This is a genomic window from Streptomyces soli (assembly GCF_003999195.1).
Classification (GTDB): Bacteria; Actinomycetota; Actinomycetes; order Streptomycetales; family Streptomycetaceae; genus Actinacidiphila; species Actinacidiphila soli.
This window is the reverse complement of sequence record NZ_RJVR01000035.1, coordinates 1-6,848: the sequence shown is the minus strand read 5'-3', so window position 1 is coordinate 6,848 and position 6,848 is coordinate 1. Positions and strand designations below refer to the sequence as shown.

Below are 6,848 nucleotides of genomic sequence, written 5' to 3'. Positions count from 1 at the left end.
TGCGCAGCCACTGGCGCGGGGTCTTGCCCGCTGCCCGGTACGCCGCGTTGCCCTCGACCTTGAGGTTGTAGGGCATCCCCTCTTCCTTCTCCGGCTTGACCGGGGCGGCGGACTGACCGGCGTCCGTCGACGCCTGGTCCGGCTCCTCCTGCGGGGCGTCGTCCTCCTTGAGCGCGTGGCCGTGCGCCTCGGGGTCGGTGCACAGGAACATCACGGCGGCCGGGGCGACCTCGTTGTACTCGGCCCAGATGGCCACGTGCCCGGGGCAGGAAGCATGGTCCACGGAATCGATCTCGTCGCCGTCGGCGCCCCGCAGCTCGGCCAGCAACCCGGAGGTGTCGGGCAGGTCGTCGGCGTCCTCGATCAGGGTCACCCCTGCGGCGGCCAGTTCCGCCCGGCGCGCGTCGCGGGCCTGGGCCTTGGTGCGGTCGTCGCGCTCCCGGGTGACCTGGTGGGCGAAGTACCCGGCGGTGCGCGCGGTGATGAGCCGCTCGACGGCGGCGGGGTCGTCGTCGAACTCGCCCAGGACGGCAAGGACGTCGGTGGTCCACTCGTAGCCGTCGGCCTGGGCCAGGGCGGCCCGGGTGGCTGCGCCCACGGTCTTCACGGCGGTGGCGGCCTGCTCGACGGCGGCCTTCGTGCGGCCGGTGCGCTTGGCGACCATGTCGGGGGACATGCCGTCCTGGATGGCTCCGAATAGGGGAATGATCAAGGCCCAGGCATCCGGTCTCACGCTGGTTCGCCTGGGCCTTCGTCATGATGGCGAGCGCCCCCGCCCACCGGCGGAAATGGCCTCTGACCTGCTGCGATGCAAGTCGGGACGACAGGATTTGAACCGGCGACCCCCTGACCCCCAGCGGCGACAGTTCAGCACCCGCTGCTCCCAGTCATTCACCTGCGTAGAGTCGATGCAGGTCGATCAATCGGAGTCCAGGGTCCTGTTCAGCGAGGTTCAGCAGTTCTGGGGTGAAGCCCGCGCCGCTGAAGCACAGGAGGCGTGTCTGCTCGGCGTCCACGTTGTTGCGCGAGCGCAGCAGGGCCCGGATGTGCTCGAGGCGCTGGAGGTGGTTCAGGCCCATGGTCTCGTTCCATTTGGCCTCCCCGATGGCGAGGAGTGCCTCGCGGCCGTCGGCATGGCGGCCGAATACCACCACGTCGACTTCGTGGCTTGTCTTGGCGCCCGGGTCGGGGACGGTTCCGGATTCGACGCGGGTGCGTTGTCCGCCGAGGGTGTCAGGTGAGGCGTACCAGCGGGTCCAACTGCGGCAAACCTGCTCGAAATGCGGACCGACGATCTGGCTGCGGAAGGTGGGCTGCGCGCGTTCCCACACGGCGGCGGCCTGATCGGGGCGTTCCAGGTCGCTCCACTGCGGGCGCATCAAGGCGTAGTAGAACGTGAGAATAGGTTCGGCGATGCGGTAGGCGGAGCGCTTGCCGTGGAAGGCATCCGGCTCTCGTACGATCATCCCGGTGTCCTCCAGGACCGTCAGAGCATGTCCCAGATCGGTGGACTTGCGTTCCAGGAAGCCGGCGATGCCGCCGCGGGTGTGGTTTCCCTGCGCGATGGCGGCGAGCACGCTGTGATAGAGGGCGGTGTCCCGTAGGTCGGGTTCCTCCGCCAGCAGGAACCGTGCCTCGCGGAACAGCGGGCGTCCGGGGTTGAGCACATTGCGCAGCACCCAGGGACCGAAGTCGTCCACGTCCGAAGGTGCGTCGCCGAGCACGAACTCGCGCCGGTAGGCTGGGGTTCCGCCGACCACCGAGTTGACCAGCAGGGCCAGGCGCGGATCCCCGGTCAGCCCCCAGAAGTCGGAGGCCAGACGGAAGTCCAAGGTGGGCACGACCAGTTCAAGACTGGCGCGCCCGCGCAGCGGGGCCGTGCCCGACAGCAGACCGCCCATGAAGGACAGCGCGGAACCGCACAGCAGTAGTCGCACCGGGCCGCCCTCATGCCGCGCCTGCGGCCCGAGCGCCCGCTGCAGCAACGAGGGCAGCTCCGGCGAGGCCTTCGCCAGGAACGGAAACTCGTCCAGGACCACGACCCGCGGCGCGCCGCCCTGCACGGCCAGGCCCATCAGTTCCGCGACCGCCTCCTCCCAGTGGGCGAACCGGTACGGCGTGCGTCGCCCCTCGAACCGCGCCAGCGCTCCCCCGAACTGCCGTAGCGACTCCGCCTCGGTCGCCTCGCTGGCCGAGAAGAAGAACCCGCCGGTCGCCCGGCACAGCCCGTCCAGCAGGAACGTCTTGCCCTGCCGGCGGCGCCCCGACACCACCCCCAGCGTCGCCTCCGCCCCTTGATAGGAGGCGAAGCGCACCAGTTCACCCCACTCGAAATCCCGGTCGAACATCCTCGTCGGTTTGTCCATCACCTATCACCCATCGCCAGCCCGCCAATAATGACTACAGCTATTATACATACGCTCATCATTGAAGGCCTTCGGCACCGTGTGGGGCTCGGAAAGTCATCGCTGCAGATCATGCGGCGTAGCGGTACTGGGTGGGCGGGTGGTTGTCCAGCTTGATGTGCTCGCCTTCGTAGATGTCGGTGGTGATCTCGGCGCCCCCGATGTTCAGGGTGAGCAGCGGGGACGGTTCCTCGGCGCGCGTGCCGATCGCGATCGGGCCGGTGTACGTGCCCAGGTGCTTGGCGACCTGGGCCAGCACGCGGGCGGGCACCATGACGGCCTCGGGCGGCTCGGCGGCTTCGGTGTCGGTCTCCCGCGGCTGGGCGGGCACGTCGGCCACGGTGAGCCGGTAGCGGTCGGACGTGGCCATGCGCAGCGATCCGCCGGACAGTGTGAGGCTCACCATGGTGAGCACCGGCTGGGTGTCGTCCTTCCCGGCGGCGGGCAGCACGCGGGCCGGCTGACGGAAGAACTCCGGGCCGTCGACGGTGACCACCGGCGGCGCGGCGGGCGGCAGGCTCGGGTACTCCTGCAGCGGGTGCACCGTGACTGGGACCGACACCTGAGACGTCGACGGCTGGTCGCCGTCGACGGTGACGACGGTCCCGGCGGTGGCGGCCTTGGTCTCACCCGCGGCGGCGGCGGCGAGCGTCTTGGTGAGTTCGTCGTAGAGCCACGGCTGATGCGGGGAACGTCAGCCCGCAGCCTTTGCCTCAGCCTCCACTCGCGCGTCCCAGTCGATCCGGTACCGCTGCTCCCACCCGAGCGACTTCTCGAAGTTCAGCAGACGGAAGAACACCGGCATCGTCACCTGCATCACCTTGCGGCCGATCGGTCCCGGCGTCTTGGTGCGGTTGGTCCTCGCGCCGCGCTTCGTGATCTTCTCGACCCGCTCGCGCCGCACCTGGTCGTACGCCGCGAACGCCGACGTGGCGTCCGGCAGGTCCCGTAGGCAGCGGGCCAGCTGGATCCCGCTCTCGATCGCCAACGACGCGCCTTGGCCGGTGCTGTTGGACGGCGCGTGGACCGCGTCGCCGATCAGCACCATGCGGCCGCGGTGCCAGTGCGGGATCGGCGGCATGATGTGGATCGCGCCGTTGACGGCGAACGTGTCCGGGTCCGTGTTCCGCGCCAGCAGCTGGCCTGGCGTGTCGTCGGCGTAGGTCTCGCGCAGCTGCCGCAGCCATTCCTCGGTCGGGGTTTGGCGCGCTTCGGTCAGCGACAGGTACTGCTTGGACGGCAAGTTGGCGCCCCAGGTGACGCGGCCGTCGGCCTGCTTCCAGTACAGGTAGTACGCCTGGGCGCCGAACGCGAAGGTCATGATGCCCGGTTCGAGGTCGGGCAGGAGGTCGCCGGGGACGTAGCCCTGGAAGCTGAGCAGGCCGGTGTAGCCCGCGCTGGGCGCGTCCGCGTCGATCAGGGTTCTGACGGTGGAGCGGACACCGTCGGCGCCGATCAGGACGTGCGCCGTGGCGGTGGTGCCGTCGGTGAAGTGCGCGGTGACGCCGTCTGGTCCCTCCTGCGCGTCGACCAGGCGCTTGCCGTACTCGAACACGACGCCCGCGTCGGCGGCGAGATCGTGCAGGACGCGGTGCAGGTCGCCGCGTCCGATGAGTTGGAGGGGCTCGACGCCTTCGAGCCGTGGCAGGGCGACCGTCTTGGCCCCGACCGACATGACCGAGCGGGCGATCGGCAGGGAGATGGCTCGGACCGCGTCGCCGGCGCCGATTACGTCGAGGGCGGCCACGCCGTTGGGCGCCAGGGCCAGACTGCCGCCGATGCCTTCGTCCAGCTGCGGGTGGGCCTCGTGGACGACGGCTTCGATGCCCGCCTTGAGCAGGGCCGTCGCGACGACGGGCCCTGCGATGCCGCCGCCGATGACCAGGGCGGTGCGGACGGCGCGCCCGGTGGGCTTTCTGTCGGCGGATGCGTTCGAGGAACTGTTCGTGGACATGCTGGTCTCCTTGTGTGAGTTCTGCGTCGGTTCTTGCGGTGATCGCTTCACCGAAGCCATGCACAAGGGCCCAGCTATCCTTGGGTTGCCACCTCGCGGCCGGGTTCGCCTCGTACGGACTTCGGTTTCGAGAGTGTTCGCGGGGTGGGCTGCCCAACAGCCCCGCCCCGAGCGTCGGCGGCGGTGTTGGCGCACCGCCGCCGACGGCGGATCTACTCGGTCTCGCTCTGGTGCGCGGGCGTCGCCCCCTTCTCCGCGAGGTCCACGAGCTCCTGAGGGAGCTCTCCGGTGTCATGGAACGCCTGCCAGGTCGCCAGACCGGGGAACGTCCCCGTCTCGAGCTCGTCGAGCAGCGCGCGCACCCAGGCCGCCTCCGCCTCGACGAGCGCGAGCGTGTACTCGTTCTCGACGAGGAACAGCCGTGGGATGTCCCGCGCATAGGCGGCCAGGGAGGCCCGCTGGTCCTCGACGGAGGCCTCCAGCGCGCCCAGACGGGTCCGCAGCAGGGCGATGACCTCGCCGGGCGGCAGGGTCATCTGGACCGACAGCCCGGCGGCGAACCGCGGGCTCTCGGGCTCCGGGGTGGACAGCAGTTCGCGCGTCCAGTCGAGCATCTCCTGGCGGCCCGCCTCGGTGATCCGGTAGATCGTCCGCTCCGGGCGCGCGCCTTGGCGGTCCGTGCCGACGATCTCCAGGAAGCCGTGCTTGGCCAGGTTCTGGACGACCGTGTAGAGCGAGCCCCACTTGACAGCCATGTCCTGGTCCTTGCCATGGGCCCGGATCAGGGAGGCGATCTCGTAGCGGTGCATCGGCCGCTGCATGACCGTGGCGAGCACCGACAGGGCCATCAGGTTGTCGACCTTGCGCTTCGCGGCCATCGGCGGTCGTCTCCTTCCCGAGTCCGCGGTGCTGCCTCGGTTACTCGTCTACAAATATATGTCGGCGAGTAATCGAAGGCAACAGGTCCGCGCTACCACGTCCCGAGCCCCACTTGACGCCTATGTCCTGGTCCTTGCCACGGCCGCCGCGATCTGGCGCAACACCAAAACCGGCGCAGCCAGCAAACGATCACTGATCGCCTACGACCACTGACCAGCCCAGACTTCGGACTCAATCATGTAGTCCAGCACGCTGCGCCCGGTCGCCCCCGCGTCCGCGGGGAGGGACACCGACACTGCGACTTCGTAGTCGTACATCGAGGACCCCGGGGGCGCCCTGCTGTACTTTCTGGTCCAACCCGGCCAGGCCGCGCACTGGCAGATGCGGCCCGCGTCCGGCGTGCGCGTCCAGAGCGCAGCAACCTATCTCGCCGTGCCGAGCCCGCAGCGCACCGCGGGCCTACACTGGCGCGTCCCCCGACACGGACCCGCTGCCTGACCGACGGCGAGCAACTGCACGCAGTCCTGCAGGCCGCCGCCGACGCAGCGCTGGCCCGGCGCGGCGCACCGGGCAGGTAGTGACGAATGCCGTGGTCAGCGGGGCGTCCCCGTCATTGCAAGGTCATCCCGCGCCGTTCAGGAGGCCACTGGGACTACTTGTGTCGGCTGCGGCCGTGCAGTGGCAGAGCGGCAAGCGCGAGCAGCATGGCAAGTCCGAGTAGCACGATCGCCTCGGGCACAAGCTGCTTGGCACGCCAGAGCTGGACCGATAGCCCGATCCAGGGCACGCGCAACCGTGCCACGCCTTGGAGTGCCGTGGGCCGGACCGGGGTGGAGTCCGGTGTGGAGTTGGCGTCACCTTTGGTGATCAGGTCGTTGTTGGGTAGTACCTGGTAGACCCGATGGGTGAGCAGCTGGCCAGGTCTGGTGGGGTCCTGGAACAGCACGATCTGGCCCACCGCCGGTGTGACGTCGCGCGGTGGCTGGTAGAGAGCGACGTCGCCCGGCATGAGGGCGGGACGCATGGAACCGGACTGCACCACGTCACCCTCCGCGGGCACCTCACCGGTCGCGACGTGCACAACCGGCGTCAGGGAGCCGGGCAGATCGTCCGGATCCGCATCCCGTGCGGACACCTGCGCGAACTCCGCTCCGTCCGCGTCGCGTTCGCAGAGCACGCGGGCGAGGGTCGCCTGGGTGACCAGCAGATCGGACAGCTCCCCCCCCCTCGGCGGCAGCGATCCGCTCGTTCAGCGCGGCCAGCTCGGCCCGCAGCTCCTCCACTCGCCGCCGGGCCGCCTCCTCGTACTGCTTCAGCAGCGCCAGCAGCCCCTGCTCCACGCGCCCCTCCCCGCGATGCCGCCGACGCTGCCACGCCGGACCCAACCCCCGCACCACAAAGGACTTACCGGTCTTCCGGAACGCGAAACCCCTGCTGATCACCGTCCCTTAAACCGAGCCGTACCCTTCTTAATTTGACAAGCTCTGCACCGAGGCAAGCCCTACGGCGGTTGTCAGAACGGCCACCACGGCAGGTGACCGCCCGGGCACCTGCTCGGCAGGTAGTTGCCCGGGTCCATGCCGTTGTTGACGGAGAAATCGATGGCGAAC

Annotated in this window: 6 protein-coding genes; all 6 read right to left on the bottom strand. The window is 69.5% G+C overall.

Features of this window, described 5'->3' with window-relative positions; translation table 11 throughout:
- Positions 1-712, bottom strand: a 712-nt coding sequence (locus EFK10_RS01885) for a hypothetical protein (protein ID WP_206305270.1), incomplete at its 3' end; no start/stop codon positions are given.
- A 175-nt stretch (positions 713-887) separates the two neighbouring features.
- Entirely contained in the window at positions 888-2,366 is a 1,479-nt protein-coding gene (locus EFK10_RS01880; protein ID WP_127354038.1) for an AAA family ATPase, read from the bottom strand.
- Positions 2,367-2,475: 109 nt separating this feature from the next.
- Positions 2,476-2,967: a DNA polymerase III subunit beta family protein gene (locus EFK10_RS01875; protein ID WP_127354037.1), complete on the bottom strand. Its 492-nt coding sequence runs from the start codon at positions 2,965-2,967 to the stop codon at positions 2,476-2,478.
- Positions 2,968-3,099: 132 nt separating this feature from the next.
- Positions 3,100-4,359, bottom strand: coding sequence for an FAD-dependent oxidoreductase (locus EFK10_RS01870; protein ID WP_127354036.1), 1,260 nt, complete (start codon positions 4,357-4,359; stop codon positions 3,100-3,102).
- Positions 4,360-4,571: 212 nt separating this feature from the next.
- Positions 4,572-5,237, bottom strand: a complete 666-nt coding sequence (locus EFK10_RS01865) for a PadR family transcriptional regulator (RefSeq protein WP_127354035.1) — start codon at positions 5,235-5,237, stop codon at positions 4,572-4,574.
- 653 nt (positions 5,238-5,890) lie between these two features.
- Positions 5,891-6,415: a signal peptidase I gene (locus EFK10_RS01860; protein ID WP_127354034.1), complete on the bottom strand. Its 525-nt coding sequence runs from the start codon at positions 6,413-6,415 to the stop codon at positions 5,891-5,893.
- Positions 6,416-6,848 lie beyond the last annotated feature (433 nt).

Bases quoted from the DNA above. Each gene is read 5' to 3' on its own strand.
- EFK10_RS01880 (WP_127354038.1), bottom strand. From the start codon at position 2,366: ATGGACAAACCGACGAGGATGTTCGACCGGGATTTCGAGTGGGGTGAA.
- EFK10_RS01870 (WP_127354036.1), bottom strand. From the start codon at position 4,359: ATGTCCACGAACAGTTCCTCGAACGCATCCGCCGACAGAAAGCCCACC.
- EFK10_RS01865 (WP_127354035.1), bottom strand. From the start codon at position 5,237: ATGGCCGCGAAGCGCAAGGTCGACAACCTGATGGCCCTGTCGGTGCTC.